Below are 14839 nucleotides of genomic sequence, written 5' to 3'. Positions count from 1 at the left end.
CGACCGCTACAACGACGGTCTGCCGCAGGACGCCGCCAGCGAGACCTTCGTGCCGCGTCCGCACCCGCAGGTGCCCGAGGGCTTCCCGCAGTACTCGCTGAGCGATCTGAAGAAGATGCCGGCGCACAAGCTGATCGAGATCGCCGACCAGCTGCAGATCCAGGAAGGCGTGGCCCGCGCCCGCAAGCAGGACGTGATCTTCGCCCTGCTCAAGGTGCTGACCCGCCATGGCGAGGGCGTGGCCGCCGACGGCGTGCTGGAGATCCTGCCCGACGGCTTCGGCTTCCTGCGCGCGGCCGAGGCCAGCTACCTGGCCGGCCCGGACGACACCTATATCTCGCCCAGCCAGATCCGTCGCTTCAACCTGCGCACCGGCGACCACATCTCCGGAACGCATCCGCTGGCCCAAGGACGGCGAGCGCTACTTCGCGCTGAACATCGTCGACACCATCAACGGCGAGCCGATCGAGGCCAGCAAGGGCAAGGTGCTGTTCGAGAACCTGACCCCGCTGTTCCCGCGCAAGCGCTTCCACCTGGAGCGCGGCAACGGTTCGTCCGAGGACATCGCCGGCCGCATCCTCGACCTGATGGCCCCGCAGGGCAAGGGCCAGCGCTCGCTGATCGTCTCCCCGCCCAAGGCGGGCAAGACGATGATGATGCAGCAGATCGCCACGGCCATCACCACCAACCATCCCGACGTGCACCTGATCGTGCTGCTGATCGACGAGCGTCCGGAAGAAGTGACCGAAATGCAGCGCACCGTGCGCGGCGAGGTCATCAGCTCGACCTTCGACGAGCCCGCCGCCCGCCACGTGCAGGTCGCCGAGATGGTGATCGAGCGCGCCAAGCGCCTGGTCGAGCACAAGAAGGACGTGGTGATCCTGCTCGACTCGATCACCCGCCTGGCCCGCGCCTACAACAACGTGGTGCCGTCCTCGGGCAAGGTGCTCACCGGCGGCGTGGACGCCAACGCCCTGCACCGCCCCAAGCGCTTCTTCGGCGCGGCGCGCAACGTGGAGGAAGGCGGCAGCCTGACCATCATCGCCACCGCCCTGGTCGACACCGGCAGCGCGATGGACAAGGTGATCTACGAAGAGTTCAAGGGCACCGGCAACTCGGAAATCCACCTGGATCGCCGCATCACCGAGAAGCGCGTCTACCCGGCCATCGCGGTCAACCTCTCCGGCACCCGCCGCGAGGACCTGCTGATCGAACCGGAGCTGCTGCAGAAGATCTGGATCCTGCGCAAGCTGCTGCACCCGATGGACGAAATCGCCGCGATGGAGTTCATGCTGGACAAGATGAAGAACACCAAGTCCAACGACGAGTTCTTCAGCTCGATGAAGCGCTGAACCGCGCTTCTCGCAGCCCAACGAAAAGCCCCGCATTGCGGGGCTTTTTGTTTTTCTCGCACCGATGTGCGGGAATGACTTCAGTGTGCGTGGTCGGTAAAGCCGGCTTCGGTGAGCAGCCTCGACCCGGGCGGGCGCGGCTCCGCGAGCGTGCAGATCAGGACTTCTTCCAACGAAGGCATTGAGCAAGCGCTCTGCCTCCTCCCTTTCGCCGCAGGCGAAGGGGAGGGCTGGGGTGCGGTGCTCTTGCTTCGGCGGCTTGCCCGGTAAAGCCTCGACCCCTCCCCATCCCTCCCCTGCGCTGCGCGCAAGGGAGGGGGCCTCAAGTCGATGACTTCCCGTTACTGGTCGGGTTGTGCGCGCGGAGAGGTTCGACGCCCCGCAGACCGAAGCCTCGTGACCTGAAGCGCGCGGCAGCGGGCCGGCGGGCGGGGGCCGCGACTAGCGAGGCAGGACGCCGAGCGCCCGAATCAGGGCAGGATGCCCTGATTGAGGGATAAGCGGCCCCCGCCCGCCGGACCGCTGCCCTTCCGAAGTCGCAACGCTCAACTGCAACGCAACCTCAGGTTCGCGAGCAGAACCGGTTCTTGGTGTTCCGAGCGAAAGTCCCTGGGTTCCCGCGTTCGCGGGAACGACGGTAGTGGGTAGGTACGGCAGGGAAAAGCGCCCCCCTCCGAAGCCGCAAAGCCCAACTGCGACGTGACCTCAGCTTCGCGAGAAAAACCTGCTCTTCGTGCTCCGAGCGAAAGCCCCTGGGTTCCCGCGTTCGCGGGAACGACGATAGGAGGATGTAAGGCGGGCAGATGACCCGCTTGAGGGGAAAGCAGACACCGCCCGCCAGAGCGGTGCCCACACGACGCGGGAGCGCGCCCGCGCTAGCCCTGGCCGAGCTCGGTGCGCAGGCGGATCGCGCCTTCGCCGACCGGGGCGAGCGTGCCGGACTGGGCGGCATCGACGTCCTGGGCGCGGGCCAGCTCGGGGCGCAGCCACGGCGCCGGCATGTGCGGACCGGGAATATAGGGCTCCCAGGTGCCGTAGCCGGGACGCTGGCGCGCGAGCGAATAGTCGATCGGCACGCGCGAGGTCCAGCCGCCCTCCGGATGCTTGGGATCGTTGGCGGAGGGCGTGAACTGCCAGGCCCGCGTGGCGGCGATGGCCGACTGCTCCAGCACCTTGCGCCAGCGCGCCATCTCGCGCCCGTTGGCCAGCACGCGCAGATTGGTCTGCTCGGCGAACGCCTGCTGGACCTTGCCGTCCGCGCCGACCTTGATTAGCAGAAAGACCGTGCCCGACACGTTGGACGCCGCGGCCACCGCCGGATAGGCCGGCGGCGGCATCTTCTGCTGCTTGAGCCAGGTCGCATCGACCTCCTCGTCCTGGTCGCCGGTGAAGGACGCGCTGCGGATGCTCAGCACATAGTTGCCATCCTCACGCTTGTACGCCACCAGGCGGATGCGCATGCGCGAGCGCACCTCCGCCGGCTTGCCCGCGACCAGGATCGGCTCGAACTCCCAGCTCGGCACCGCACGGTCGATCAGCTGCGTCACGTCGCCCGACAGCTTGTCCGGCCGATCGATCTGGAACGCCTTGACCTTGCCGTCGCTGGCGATGCGGATGTCGCCGGTCACGACGAGGCTGGATTCCAGCGTCTCCCTGACTTCGCCACGGGTCTGCGCGAACGCGGCATTCCCCACGGTCGCAAGCAGCGCACTGCACAAGAAGGCCGCGAGTCTGACGATGATGCGCATGGTCGATCCCTGTCCACGATGAGGCGCCGAGCTTGCCGCCCCGGCGCAGCGGCGGCAAGTGCCTTCCGGCCCGCCGGCGCCATGACAGTGCAGCCCCACGCGCGCGGCCGGTCCGAGGCGCGCGGCGGCGCATAATGGAAGGGGCGCAAAGGGAGTTTCGATGAACGACGGCGGTCTGCAACTTGCGCTGGTGTTCCTGCTGGCCGGCGTGGTGGCCGTGCCGGTGTTCAAGCGCCTCGGGCTGGGCGCGGTGCTGGCCTATCTGGTCGCCGGCGCGCTGCTGGGCCCGCATGGCTTCGGCTTCGTGCGTGATGCCGAGCGCATCCTCAACGCCTCGGAAGTCGGCGTGGTCATGCTGCTGTTCGTGATCGGCCTGGAGCTCTCGCCCTCGCGGCTGAAGGTGATGCGCAAGCCGGTGTTCGGCACCGGCGGGCTGCAGGTGCTGCTGACCACGCTGGTGCTAGGCGCGCTGTGTCTGTGCCTGGGCCTGAGCTGGAAGAAGGCGCTGGTGATCGGCATGGGTCTGGCGCTGTCCTCCACCGCGGTCAGCCTGCAGCTGCTGGCCGAACGCAAGGCCCTGGCCACCGACTACGGCCGCACCGGCTTTGCGGTGCTGCTGTTCCAGGACCTGGCCGCGATCCCGCTGCTGGTGGCGATCCCGCTGCTGGGCGGGGCCAAGAACCAGACCCTGAGCTGGGCCACGGGCCTGGAGGCGATCGGCGCGATCGTGCTGGTGGCGCTGTTCGGCCGGCTGGCGCTGCGGCATCTGTTCCGCATCGTGGCGCGTACCCGGATGCCCGAGGTGTTCACCGCCAGCGCGCTGCTGGTGGTGCTGGGCACGGCCTGGCTGATGCAGCTGGCCGGGCTGAGCGCCGGCCTGGGCGCGTTCCTGGCCGGCGTGCTGCTGTCCGACTCCGAGTTCCGCCACGAGCTGGAATCGCAGATCGAGCCGTTCAAGAGCCTGCTGCTGGGCCTGTTCTTCATCGCCGTGGGCATGTCCATCGACATCGACCGCGTCCGCGCCGAGCCGCAGATCATCGCCGCCGGCGTGCTGACCCTGCTGCTGGTCAAGGCCGGCGTGCTGCTGGCGCTGGGCCGCTGGCAGGTGCGCCTGAGCTGGCGCGCGGCGCTGAAGCTGGGCGCGGTGCTGTGGCTGGGCGGCGAGTTCGCCTTCGTGGTGTTCAACCAGGCCGCGCAGGCGGACCTGCTGAGCGGGCAGCAGCGCGACCGGCTGGTGGCGATGGTCGGCCTGTCGATGGCTGCCACGCCGCTGCTGCTGATCGCGGCCAGCCGCTGGCTGGACCACGCGCCGGCCGCGCCCAAGCGCGCCTTCGAGGAGGTCGAGGACCTGCAGCCGCGCGTGCTGATCGCCGGCATGGGCCGCTTCGGCCAGATCGTCGCGCGCCTGCTCACCGCCCAGCGCGTGTCCTTCGTCGCGCTCGAACACAGCGCCGAGCAGGTAGACACCCTGCGCCGCTTCGGCAATGCGCGGCTGTTCTACGGCGACCCCACCCGGCCCGACCTGCTGCGCGCGGCCGGCGCGCAGCACTGCAAGGTGTTCGTGGTGGCCATGGACGATCCGGACACCAACATCCGCTGCACACGCCTGATCCGGCGTATGTACCCGGCCGCCACGGTGCTCAGCCGGGCGCGCAACCGCCAGCACGCCTGGCGGCTGATGGACCTGAGCGCCGAGCCCTTCCGCGAGACCTTCGGCTCCAGCCTGGAAATGGGCGAGCGAGTGCTGACCGCGCTGGGCGTGGACGAGGAAGAAGCCGCGCGGCAGGCGCAGCGCTTCCGCGCGCACGACGAGAAGCTGCTGCGCGAGCAGTACCTGGTCTACGACGACGACGCGGCGCTGATCCAGACCGCGCGCGATGCGCGCCGCGACCTGGAAAAGCTGGTCGCCGCCGACACGGCGCCGCCCGCGACAGCGGACGCCCAGACAGCTACGACGACGGAAAAACCGGCGGCCAGCGACTGAGGCCGCGCCGGCGCTCAGCCCAGGCGCGCGCCGTTGGGCACCGGGCGCTCCAGCGTGGTGATCACCACGCCCTCCTCTGTGTAGGCGCCGGTCAGCAGGAACTGCGACCGGAACGGCCAGATCTGCTTCTCGGGGAAGTTCAGCACCGCCACGATCTGTCTGCCGACCAGGTCCTCGGGCGCATACAGGCTGACGATCTGCGCGCTGGTCTTGCGCTGGCCGTAAGGGCCGAAGTCGGCCCAGACCTTGTAGGCCGGCCGGCGCGCCTCGGGGAAGGGCTCGACCTTGAGGATGGTGCCGGCCACCAGCAGCACTTTTTCGAAATCGGCCCAGGTGATGGGGGCAGCATCGGCGGCGGGCGCGTCGGACATCGGCGAGGATCCAGGGGTGGGAAGCGGTGCGCCGCCTTCAGCGCGGATCGCGCAGGAAGCGCGCGATCGGCGCGCCGGCGCCGGGCACCACGGTCGGCGCCAGTTCGCCGGCCACATCGACGAAGCCGCGCATGATCGCGATATCGCGCGGGATGCGGTTCAGCGCATCGCGCTGGGCCGGGTCGGCGCCGGCGCGCAGCAGGCGCTGGACCACGCGCAGCAGGCCGTGCAGCGCGGCCAGATGCAGCGGGCCGAAGCCGCGCGGATCGCGCACGTCGAGCGCGACGTTCTCGTCGAGCAGGCGCTCCAGGCCGGCCAGGATCACGTCCTCGTCGCAGGCGGTGCCCGGCTCGGCGCGCGCGCCCAGCAACAGCAGCAGCGGCGTGACCGTGCCGCCGTCGGGCCCGTCGGGCTGGGCGCCGGCCAGCAGCAAGGTGTCCAGCAGCGCCAGCAGGCGCGGCCGGTCGCGGGCGATGAAGCCGAACAGCCCCGCGCAGTGCAGCGCGGTCAGGCCCTGCGCATCGACCGCGTGCACGTCGGCCCCGGCGGTGAGCAGGCGCGCGGCGACATCGGGCAGGCCCAGCGCGGCGGCCAGCATCAGCACGCTGACCTCGCCGGGCAGGCGATATTCGATGCTGGCGCCGGTATCGAGCAGGGCGCCGACGATCGCGGTCTGGCGCATGCTCACCGCCGCCGACAGCGGCGTGGCGCCGGTGCGCGCAGGGCGCTGCGGATCGGCGCCGCGCGCCAGCAGCAGGTCGACCACCGCGCCGTGGCCGCCGCCGGCTGCGCGCAGCAGCGCGCTGCAGCCCTGCGCGTCCTGCGCGTCCACGTCGAAGCCCAGGTCGAGCAGGCGGCGCACCGCGTCGGCGTCGCCGGCCTTGGCCGCGGCCGGCAGGTCGGCCGGCTGCAGCGCGCGGCGCGGCAGCGGCCAGACGCGCCAGTCCAGCCAGTCGGCCAGGTCGCGGCGGCCGGCCGACAGGGCCACGCCCAGCGGGGTCTGGCCGTCGGCGGCGCGCGCGTCGGGCGAGGCGCCGGCCGCGATCAGGCGCCGCACCATCGCCACATTGCCCAGCGCGGTCGCCAGGTGCAGCGCCGACATGCCGCGCGCGTCGCGGGCCTCGCGGTCCACGCCGAGGGCGAGCAAGGCCTCCACCAGCGCCGGCCAGTCCAGCCGCACGGCCAGAGGCAGCGCGCGGTCGCCGCCGGGCGCGGGGGCGAAGGGATCGGCGCCGCGGGCCAGCAGCTCCAGCGCCATTGCGGCCACCTCCGGCCGGGTGCGCGCATCGGAGGCGCCGGCAGGCGGCCAGGAAGCGCGCCAGCCCGGCGCTGCCGGCGGGCGAGAGGCCGGCGTCGAGCAGGACCCGGATCACCGGCAGCGCCGCCGGTCCGCGCGCCATCGCCGCCAGCAGCGGCAGGTCGCCGCGCACGTCGGGCTGTTCGCCCGAGGCGCCGTGGCGCAGCAGCCAGGCCACCGCATCGGCCTGCGCCTGCAGGGCCGGGGCATGCAGCAGGCTGCCCAGCTCCTGCGGCGAGCACAGCCGCACCAGCGCGTCCAGGCCGCGCCGTTCGCCGCGCTCAAGCGCTTCGCGCAGCAGGCCCAGCGGCGACTGGTCCGGCCGCGGGGCGTGGGTGTCGGCCGCCGAGACGGCGGTCGGCAACGGGTACTCGGGATCGAGCTGGGAGACCAGGGCCCAGCGCCCGGCCGCGGCGGCCAGGTCGGCGGCGCGGTGGCCGGCCAGGTCGCGCCGTTCGGGGTCCACGCCCAGTTCCAGCAGGCGCTTGACCACCGCGGGCACGACCTGCTCGGCGGTGCTGGCCAGCAGCAGCGCGTTGCGGCCACGGGCATCCACCGCGGCCAGGTCGGCGCCGGCAGCGGCCAGGGTGTCCAGCGCGGCGACGCGGCCGCTGCGCGCGGCCTCCAGCCACGGCGTGGCGCCGGCTTCGTCGCGCGCATCGACGCTGGCGCCGGCGGCGAGCAGCGCGGCCAGGATCTCGGCATGGCCGGCCAGCGCGGCCTCGTGCAGGGCGCTGCGGCCGTGCGCGCCGCGCGCATCGACCTTGGCCTTGTGCTTGAGCAGCAGCTGCACGCCGGCCGCGTCGTCTTCCTCGGTGGCGGCAGCGGCCAGCAGCACCGGCTGCCCGCCGGCGGGCTCGGGGCGGGCGCCGCGTTCGAGCAGGAACTTGGCCAGGCGCCAGTTGCCGGCGACGCAGGCGATGCCCAGCGGGGTGATGCCGTCGTGGTTCAGGGCGTCCAGCTCGGCGGCGGCGTCGCGCAGCAGCGCGGCCACGCCGGGGTCGGAGCTGCGCGCGGCGTGGTGCAGCGCGGTGTTGCCTTCGCGGTCGGCCTGGCGCGGGTCGGCGCCGTTGGTCAGCAGCGTGGTGACCGCGTCGGGGCGGCCGTGCCAGCTGTCGCGGGTCGCCGCCAGCAGCGGGGTCATGCCGGCGTGGGCCTGGTTGAGGTCGATGCCCTTGGCGATCAGGGTGCGCAGCAGGCGCAGGTCGGGCAGCACCGCGGCCAGCACGGCCAGGCTGCGCTGGTCGCGCGCGTCCGGCGGCGGCAGGGCGCGCGGGTTGGCGCCGGCCTCGATCAGCTCCAGCGCGCGCTCGACCCGGCCGCTGCGCGCGGCCTCGTACAGCGCCGCCTCCTGGGCCGGACCCGCCGCGGCGGGTGCCGGCGTGGCGCGCGGCGCGGCGGCCGGTGCCGGGGCGGCCGTGGGGCGCGCGGCAGGCGCAGGCGCCGGGGCGAAGGACGGCGGCGTCTTCTGCGCCGGTCGGGCGGCGGGCTTGGCCGGCATGTCCAGCACCGGCAGGCCACCGGCGCGGGTGGCGCGCTGCAGGCCGGCATGCAGCAGCGGCAGGGCCAGCGCGTAGACGATCGCGCCGGCCGCGCGCAGGGTGCTGGGCCACAGCGCCGGCCAGGCGCAGGCTCAGCCCGCCGCCGATGGCCAGCGCCACGGCCGCGGCCACGCCCAGCCCGCGCCAGTCGCCGACGTCGCGGTCGGCCATCGCCCGCCACTGGCGCGACAGCGCGCCGCCCTCGCGTTCGACCGCCAGCCACAGCGGCCAGGCCCGCCACACGCCGATCAGGCAGACGCCGACCACCGCACTCAGGCCCAGCGCCGCGCCCAGCGAGCCACCGCTGCGCAGCGCCTGCAGCGGCCAGGCCAGCAGCGCGGCCGCGAGGGCGAAACCCGCGCCCCACACCGCCAGCAGCGGCAGCAGATCGCGCTTGAGGAAATCGCGCCGCGCCGGTGCGCGCGTGCGCGCCTGCCAGGACACCGCCAGGGCCAGCGCCGGCTGGGCCAGCAGCGCGCCCACCGCGGCAACCGGTCCGCCGAAGAAGGTCAGTGCGGCCAGGGCAAGGCCGGCGAGCAGCGCCACCAGCGCCGCACGGATCGGCGGACGGACAGGATCAGGCATCGGGCATCGGATCCTGGATCGCCGCCAACGGCGGGAACTGCAGATGGAAGCCCTGGCTGGCCAGGTTCTGCCGCACCACCGCGATGTCCTCGCGCGCCAGCTTGCGCTCGGGGCTCAGGGTCACTTCCAGCACGAAGGCCAGCTCGCCCAGCTGGGCGCGCACCGGCGCGGGCAGACGGGCGAAGTCGTCGCGCGCTGCCAGGTACAGGTACGTGTCGGCCTTGCGCAGGCTCTTGTAGACGAACGCATGCATCCGGTTGTGCGCGAATCCGATTGATCAGGAAAGTCGCAACGATTGTGCGGCAAAGCCCGCAGTGGCGAAACCCGAACCTGAAACGCCACCTGCGCGTGCACACGGTCACGCCAAGGCCGCTGGCTATACTCGAACGCCATCGACTGACACAAAGCTCTGGATGCCGTCCCCGTCCCGCATGACGCCCCTGGCGATCACGGCCTATACCGCCACCACCGCCCTGGGCCATGGCCGCCAGGCGCAGGCGCAAGGCCTGGAAGCGCGCCGCAGCGGCCTGCGGCGCAACGACTTCGGTCCGACGCCGCGCCTGGACTGCTGGATCGGCCGCGTCGACGGCGTCGAGGACGTCGTGCTGCCGCCTGAGCTGGCGCAGTGGGACTGCCGCAACAACCGCCTGGCCTGGCTCGCCCTGGGCCAGGACGGCGTGCTCGACGCGGTGCAGGACGCGGCAGGCCGCTACGGCGCGGCACGCGTAGCGGTGGTGATCGGCACCTCGACCTCCAGCATCGGCGCCAGCGAGGAGGCCTACACCCGCCTGGAGCAGGACGCCGAAGGCGAGCGCTTCCCCGACGACCTGGCGCGCCCGATCGTGCACACGCCGCACTCGCTGGGCGACTTCGTCCAGCACGCCACCGGCCTGGCCGGGCCCTGCGTGACCGTGGCCACGGCGTGTTCGTCCAGCGCCAAGGTCTTCGCCCAGGCCGCGCGGCTGATCCAGGCCGGGCTGGTCGATGCGGCGCTGGTGGGCGGCGTGGACACGCTGTGCGGCAGCGTGCTGTACGGCTTCAACGCCCTGCAGCTGGTGTCGAAGAATCCGTGCATGCCTTTCGATGCCCACCGCGACGGGCTGTCGCTGGGCGAGGCCGGCGGCTTCGCCCTGATCGAACGCGCGGACCAGGCGCAGGCCGGCCTGCAGCTGCGCGGCTACGGCGAATCCAGCGATGCCCACCACATGTCCGCCCCGCATCCGGAAGGCCTGGGCGCGCAGCTGGCGATGGCCGATGCGCTGGCCCGGGCCGGCATCGAGCCCGCGCAGCTGGACTATCTGAACCTGCACGGCACCTCCACGCCGGCCAACGACACGGTCGAGGCGATCGCGGTGGCCAAGCTGTTCCCCGACGGGTTGCACGCGGCCTCGACCAAGGCCTGGACCGGGCACACGCTGGGCGCGGCGGGCATCGTCGAGTCGGTGTTCGCGCTGATCGCGCTGGACACCGGCTATCTCCCCGGCACCCTCAACGCCCACACGCCCGATCCGGCGTGCGGTCCCCAGATCCGTTTCGCGCCCGAGCGGCGCCCGGTGCAGTACGCCATGAACAACTCCTTCGGCTTCGGCGGCAACAACTGCGCGCTGGTCTTCGGCCGCGCATGAGCGCCCCGGTCCTGAATGCCCGCGTGGCCGGCATCGGCTTCTGGTGCCGCGGCCTGCCGTCCTGGGACGCCGCGCAGGGCTATGCCCGCGGCGGCGCGCTGCCGCCCGACGCGCCGGCCAAGCCGGCCCCGCAGCTGCTCGCGCCCAACGAACGCCGCCGCGCCCCGGAAACGGTGGCCGTGGCCCTGGAAGTGGCGCTGGCCGCATGCCAGGCCGCCGGCCGCGACCCGTCGGCCCTGCCCTCGGTGTTCACTTCGACCCACGGCGATCTGGCGATCACCGACTACATGTGCCGCCAGCTGGCCAGCGACCCGACCGGCATCTCGCCGATCCGCTTCCACAACTCGGTGCACAACGCCGCGGCCGGCTACTGGACCATCGGCGCCGGCACGCATGCGCCGGCCACCGCGATCAGCGCCTTCCACGGCAGCTTCGCCCAGGGCCTGCTCGAAGCGCTGACCCAGCTGGCCACCGGCACGCCGGAGGTGCTGCTGGTGGGCTACGACAGCCAGTCGGTGGGGCCGCTGGGGCGCATCTCGCACAGCCAGGGGCTGCTGGGCGCTGCATTGGTGCTCAGTGCGCAGGGCGAAGGCCTCGCCCTGCTCGCCGCGCTGGGCACCGGCGGCGTCGACCGCGCGCCGGCCGGCCCGCTGGAAACCCTCGCCGCCGGCAACGCGATGGCGCCGATGCTGCCGCTGTTCGACGCCCTGGCCCAGGGCGCCGCGCGCTGCCACCTCGACGCCGGCCACGGCGCGGTGCTGCAGGTGGAGATCGTCCGATGAGCACGCTGACCATGGACGACGTGGCGGTGGTGATCCCCGCGCTCAACGAGCGGCTGCGCATCCGCGAAGTGGTCGAGGACGCGCTGGCGGTGTGCCCGCGGGTGATTGTGGTCGACGACGGCTCCGACGATGGCACCAGCGACTGCCTGGACGGCCTGCCGGTGACGCTGATCCGCCATTCGCAGCGCCTGGGCAAGGGCGCGGCGCTGCGCAGCGGCTTCGCCGAGGCCGCGCGCCAGGGCGCGCAGGGCGTGCTGACCATGGACGGCGACGGCCAGCACCGGGCCAGCGACTTCCCGCGCATGCTCGAGGCGGCCAATGCCTACCCCGGCTGGGTGGTCAACGGCGCACGCCTGCGCAAGCGCGCCAGCCAGCCGATCATCCGCCGCATCGGCAACGACTTCGGCGACTGGGGCATCGCCTCGGGGCTGCGGCTTCCGCCTGGTCGACACGCAGAGCGGCCAGCGCTTCTATCCGCGCAGCGTGTTCACGCTGGACGGGGTGGAAGGCGAAGGCTTCGTATTCGAGGCGCAGATGCTGATCAGTGCCGCGCGCCGCGCCGGTGCGCGCGTGGTGTCGGTTCCGATCGAGACGCGCTACGCCGGCACCGAGCCGGGCACCTTCCGCAAGAGCCATTTCCGCCTGGTGCGCGACCTGTGCAGGATCACCACGCACGTGGTCGGCCAGGTGCTGCGCCATGGCCGGCTGCTGTCGGTCTATCGCGGCATCCGCGCCACCCGCCCGGTCATCCACGACCCACACGGCGAGTTTGCTAGGGTGCCGGCTCCCTCCCCGGCGGCGGACGCCTGAAGATGAATGCGCGGACCGATGTGGCCATCCTCGGCGGTGGCCTGGCCGGACTGACCCTGGCCCTGCAGCTCAAGGCGCGCGACCCGGCCCTGGCCATCAGCGTGATCGAGCGCCGCGGCCATCCGGTGCGCGAAGGCGCGTTCAAGGTGGGCGAGTCGACCGTGGAGATCGGCGCGCATTACTTCAGCGATGTGCTCGGCTTGCGCGCGCACCTGGATGCCGAGCATCTGCGCAAGTTCGGCTTCCGCTTCTTCTTCTCCGAGGGCCAGTGGCGGATCGACCAGTGCACCGAACTGGGCGTGAGCCAGCTGCTGCCCACCCCCTCCTGGCAGATCGACCGCGGCCGCTTCGAGAACTTCCTCGGCGAGCGCGCGCGTGCGCTGGGCGTGGACTTTATCGACGGGGCCAGCGTGCGCGGCGTGGACCTGGCCTCCGGTGAGGCCGATCACGGCGTGCGCTTCGAACGCGACGGCGCGGCGGCCACGCTGGACGCGCGCTGGGTGGTCGATGCCAGCGGCCGCGCCGGCCTGCTCAAGCGCAAGCTCGGCCTGGCCCAGCCCAATGCGCACCATGCCAATGCGGTGTGGTGGCGCGTGGAGGGCTTCATCGATCCCAACGACTGGTCCGACGATCCGGCCTGGCTGGCGCGCTGCACGCCGCCGGACCGCTGGCGCTCGACCAATCACATGTGCGGACCGGGCTACTGGTTCTGGCTGATCCCGCTGTCCTGCGGCGCCCACTCGCTGGGCATCGTCTGCGATGCCGATGCGCATCCGCTGGAGACGATGAACACCCACGCCAAGGCGATGGACTGGTTGCGCACGCACCAGCCGCGCGTGGCCGCCGCACTGGAGCGGCCCGAGCATGCGCTGATGGACTTCATGTTCCTGCGCGACTTCTCCTACGGCTGTAAGCAGGTGTTCTCCGGCGACCGCTGGGCGCTGACCGGCGAGGCCGGGGTGTTCCTGGACCCGTTCTATTCGCCGGGCAGCGACTTCATCGCCATCGCCAACGGCTACATCACCGACCTGGTCGCGCGCGATCGCGCCGGAGAGGGGATCGCGCCGTACGCGGGCATCTACAACCAGCTCTACAGCGGCTTCTACGAGAACACGCTGACCCTCTACCAGGGCCAGTACCCGCTGTTCGGCGATGCGCAGGTGATGCCGGTCAAGGTGATCTGGGACTACACCTACTACTGGTCGCTGCTGGCGCCGCTGTACTTCGCCGGACGCCTGACCGATGTGCCGCTGCTGGGGCGGCTGCGACCGCTGTTCCAGCGCGGGCGCGCGCTCAATCTGGCCGTGCAGGCCTTGCTGGCCGAATGGGGCCGGCGCAATGCGCCCCACCCTGCTCCGCTGACCGACGGCCGCCTGCTGGACCAGTACGCGATCGACTGGTTCTTCGAACTCAACCGCGCCTTGAACGATACGCTCGATTCCGACGCCCTGGCCGCACGCCTGGCGTCCAACGTCGCACGCATGGAATGGCTTGCCGGCGAGCTCCTGGCCCGCGCCAATGCAGCGCATGTGGACCTGGACGACCATGGCCTGGCGGCCTTGCTGGCCGGCACCGCGCCGCCCATCGCGTCGCTGGAACCCGCCTGGTACGCCGAAGCGGCATAACCCCCGCTGTGGGTTGTGGGTGTGCTGGGTGGTAGCCGTCCTTGTGGCCTTTTCGGCCAATGGCGGCGATTGGGCTCTGCCGGTAAAGCTTCATCGCCACCATTGGCCCAACAGGCCACAAGGGCGGCTCCCACCTGTAGAGCGGAGCTTGCTCCGCTAGGCCTCGCCGATGATCCGGTCGGAACGCAGCGGAGCAAGCTCCGCTCTACAAGGGGCCGCGGCGTGACCTGAGAGACAGTTGCTCCCACAAAAGCGGAGCGCTTCGCTCTCCTGTTTGCCCTGCTTGAGGCCGAGAGCCTATCGGCGGCCCTTCCTACGCCATCCCGCCGTTGACGCCGATCACCTGGCCGTTGATGTAGCCGGCGGCGTCCGAGCAGAGAAAGGCCACCAGCGCAGCGACTTCCTCAGGCTTGCCGGCGCGGGCGGCCGGGACCAGTTGCTTGATCGCCTCGGGCGGGAACTGCGCGCCGATCATCGCGCCCTCGATCACACCGGGCGCGACCACGTTGGCGGTGATGCCGCGGCTGGCCATCTCGCGCGCCAGCGACTTGGTGGCGCCGTGCAGGGCCGACTTGGCCGCGGCGTAGTTGACTTGGCCGCGGTTGCCGATCACCGCCGCGACCGAAGACACGCTGATGACGCGGCCCCAGCGCGTGCGGGCCATTGGCAGCAGCAAGGGCTGGGTAACGTGGAAGAAGCCGTGCAGCGAGACATCGATGACGCGATGCCACTGCTGCGCGCTCATGCCGGCCATCGGCGCGTCGTCATGGATGCCGGCGTTGTTGACCACCACCTGCACAGGGCCGGCTTCCAGCAGGGTGGCGATGGCGGTGGCGCAGGCATCGGCGTCGGCCAGGTCGAAGGCCACGGCCTGCGCGCGTCCGCCGGATTCGGCGATGCGTTGCGCCACAGCCTGGGCGCGCGCGAGGTTGCCGTTGGCATGCACGATCACCTCGAAGCCCGCCGCGCCCAGCGCGGCGCAGATCTCCCCGCCCAGGTCGCCACTGCCGCCGGTCACCAGCGCGCGTCGCGCCGGCGTTGAAGTCGTCGATGAAGTCATACGCGCATGGTAGCAATGCGCTGCATACGGTTTTGGGGGGAGAGTACCTGTCTCTTCAC

At 71.9% G+C, this 14839-nt stretch carries 8 protein-coding genes and 3 pseudogenes; 6 read left to right on the top strand and 5 right to left on the bottom strand.

What is annotated here, in order from left to right:
- Window positions 1-115 precede the first annotated feature (115 nt).
- A pseudogene (rho, locus tag ACFJIT_RS18515) lies at window positions 116-1352 on the top strand (transcription termination factor Rho).
- Between the two features lie 875 nt (window positions 1353-2227).
- Here rho and ACFJIT_RS18510 read toward each other — a convergent pair.
- The gene (locus ACFJIT_RS18510; protein ID WP_379654542.1) at window positions 2228-3100 is read right to left on the bottom strand and encodes an energy transducer TonB; all 873 of its coding nucleotides are present in this window, start codon (window positions 3098-3100) and stop codon (window positions 2228-2230) included.
- 160 nt (window positions 3101-3260) lie between these two features.
- Between ACFJIT_RS18510 and ACFJIT_RS18505 the strand changes: the two genes are divergently transcribed.
- A complete protein-coding gene (locus ACFJIT_RS18505) occupies window positions 3261-5084 on the top strand; it encodes a monovalent cation:proton antiporter-2 (CPA2) family protein (protein ID WP_130521677.1) in 1824 nt (607 codons plus the stop codon).
- Between the two features lie 14 nt (window positions 5085-5098).
- Here ACFJIT_RS18505 and ACFJIT_RS18500 read toward each other — a convergent pair whose 3' ends face one another.
- From ACFJIT_RS18500 to ACFJIT_RS18490, 3 genes and pseudogenes are all read right to left on the bottom strand, one after another.
- A complete protein-coding gene (locus ACFJIT_RS18500; RefSeq protein ID WP_379654541.1) occupies window positions 5099-5455 on the bottom strand; it encodes a tRNA-binding protein in 357 nt (118 codons plus the stop codon).
- A 37-nt stretch (window positions 5456-5492) separates the two neighbouring features.
- A pseudogene (locus tag ACFJIT_RS18495) lies at window positions 5493-8878 on the bottom strand (ankyrin repeat domain-containing protein).
- Window positions 8871-9131: a YcgL domain-containing protein gene (locus ACFJIT_RS18490; protein ID WP_379654540.1), complete on the bottom strand. Its 261-nt coding sequence runs from the start codon at window positions 9129-9131 to the stop codon at window positions 8871-8873. The pseudogene ACFJIT_RS18495 and the gene ACFJIT_RS18490 overlap by 8 nt, the downstream one beginning before the upstream one ends.
- 178 nt (window positions 9132-9309) lie before the next feature.
- Here ACFJIT_RS18490 and ACFJIT_RS18485 point away from each other — a divergent pair, with 178 nt between their 5' ends.
- From ACFJIT_RS18485 to ACFJIT_RS18470, 4 genes and pseudogenes are all read left to right on the top strand, one after another.
- A complete protein-coding gene (locus ACFJIT_RS18485) occupies window positions 9310-10503 on the top strand; it encodes a beta-ketoacyl-[acyl-carrier-protein] synthase family protein (protein WP_379655807.1) in 1194 nt (397 codons plus the stop codon).
- Entirely contained in the window at window positions 10500-11285 is a 786-nt protein-coding gene (locus ACFJIT_RS18480) for a beta-ketoacyl synthase chain length factor (protein ID WP_379654539.1), read from the top strand. The genes ACFJIT_RS18485 and ACFJIT_RS18480 overlap by 4 nt, the downstream gene beginning before the upstream one ends.
- Window positions 11282-12095, top strand: a pseudogene (locus ACFJIT_RS18475) (glycosyltransferase family 2 protein). Before ACFJIT_RS18480 ends, ACFJIT_RS18475 begins: the two are co-directional and overlap by 4 nt.
- A 2-nt stretch (window positions 12096-12097) precedes the next feature.
- Window positions 12098-13720, top strand: a complete 1623-nt coding sequence (locus ACFJIT_RS18470) for an NAD(P)/FAD-dependent oxidoreductase (protein WP_379654538.1) — start codon at window positions 12098-12100, stop codon at window positions 13718-13720.
- Between the two features lie 313 nt (window positions 13721-14033).
- Here the strand turns inward: ACFJIT_RS18470 and fabG are convergent, their stop codons facing one another.
- Window positions 14034-14780, bottom strand: coding sequence for a 3-oxoacyl-ACP reductase FabG (gene fabG, locus ACFJIT_RS18465; RefSeq protein ID WP_379654537.1), 747 nt, complete (start codon window positions 14778-14780; stop codon window positions 14034-14036).
- Window positions 14781-14839 lie beyond the last annotated feature (59 nt).

Source organism: Pseudoxanthomonas sp. UC19_8 (assembly GCF_042700505.1).
In the GTDB taxonomy this organism is placed as follows: Bacteria; Pseudomonadota; Gammaproteobacteria; order Xanthomonadales; family Xanthomonadaceae; genus Pseudoxanthomonas_A; species Pseudoxanthomonas_A winnipegensis.
This window is presented reverse-complemented; position numbering and strand designations above follow the sequence as displayed.

Excerpts from the sequence above, each read along its gene's own strand:
- ACFJIT_RS18490 (WP_379654540.1), bottom strand. The coding sequence starts at position 9,131 with ATGCATGCGTTCGTCTACAAGAGCCTGCGCAAGGCCGACACGTACCTG.
- ACFJIT_RS18500 (WP_379654541.1), bottom strand. The coding sequence starts at position 5,455 with ATGTCCGACGCGCCCGCCGCCGATGCTGCCCCCATCACCTGGGCCGAT.
- ACFJIT_RS18470 (WP_379654538.1), top strand. The coding sequence starts at position 12,098 with ATGAATGCGCGGACCGATGTGGCCATCCTCGGCGGTGGCCTGGCCGGA.
- fabG (WP_379654537.1), bottom strand. The coding sequence starts at position 14,780 with ATGACTTCATCGACGACTTCAACGCCGGCGCGACGCGCGCTGGTGACC.
- ACFJIT_RS18510 (WP_379654542.1), bottom strand. The coding sequence starts at position 3,100 with ATGCGCATCATCGTCAGACTCGCGGCCTTCTTGTGCAGTGCGCTGCTT.
- ACFJIT_RS18485 (WP_379655807.1), top strand. The coding sequence starts at position 9,310 with ATGACGCCCCTGGCGATCACGGCCTATACCGCCACCACCGCCCTGGGC.
- ACFJIT_RS18505 (WP_130521677.1), top strand. The coding sequence starts at position 3,261 with ATGAACGACGGCGGTCTGCAACTTGCGCTGGTGTTCCTGCTGGCCGGC.
- ACFJIT_RS18480 (WP_379654539.1), top strand. The coding sequence starts at position 10,500 with ATGAGCGCCCCGGTCCTGAATGCCCGCGTGGCCGGCATCGGCTTCTGG.